This is a genomic window from Aerococcus sp. L_32 (assembly GCF_050689315.1).
In genome coordinates this window covers 1-903 of the sequence record NZ_JBOEQF010000727.1, presented here as the reverse complement: position 1 = coordinate 903, position 903 = coordinate 1, and the positions used below count along the sequence as shown (strand labels likewise).

1 pseudogene is annotated in these 903 nt (G+C 40.6%); it reads right to left on the bottom strand.

Annotation, left to right across the window (positions count from 1 at the left end):
• Positions 1-903: pseudogene (locus ACRCJ0_RS16000) on the bottom strand (ATP-binding protein); the annotation flags it as partial.

Here is a 903-nt window from a genome sequence, read left to right as displayed (position 1 = left end):
CTAGACGAACCGTCATCCCCTCTTCACTAAAGGCTAAATTGGTCAAACGGCTATCCGATAAATCAACCAAGAACCGCGATGCATTTGTTAAAACACGTTCTTTGACATCTGACGATTCCCCAACAGTGGCCTTTTCAAAGGTCGCAATGGCCAACTTGTTGGCTGCCCATTCAACAGACATTTGATAAGCTTCATCCACTTCTGCTTGATAAGCCTGCAATAAATCTGGTGCCATACCCTCGCTAGCAATCTCCTGGATTTGGCTACGTTTGTCAGCAGTTGACCGAGTTAGGTCCGCAATTTCTGTTTCCATGTCCGCAATCTTTTGACGTAAGTCAGTTAATTGTTGGTCGACTGGACGGTCTTGTTGTAAGTAGATGGCCAAGTTTAAGTCTAAGTGGTTAGCTAAGATATCATGACGATTTTGTTTCTGTTTCATTTGTTTTTGCTGGTCAATGGCTGCTAGTAACTCGTCACCAGACCGGTAATTATATTGATCAAGGATTCGCTCTTGGTCAGCCTTAATAGCAGATAATTCTGCTTGTAATTGTTGACGACGGTTGGTGCGACTTTGTTCTTCATATGAAGCATAGTCTTGGTCCGCTTGTTGACGTCTTAAAGCTAAATAGTCATCTTCAAATTGTTGGAAGTAGGCATCTTCGCTGATTTCCCCAACTTCTAGTGAATTAGCATATTCAGCCCATTGTTGTTCGTGGGCTTTACCAAAGTTAGAGACACCAAGGGTCATTTCTAACTGTTGGATTTTGTGGTCTAGGTTAAATATTTCATCTACATAAGTATCTTCTAACCATACTTGAGAAGAAATATTTGAAGATCCACCTTTTTCTGCTAATAATTTATCTAATTCAGTCACAATATCGGTTGATTCATCAGATAAATGGA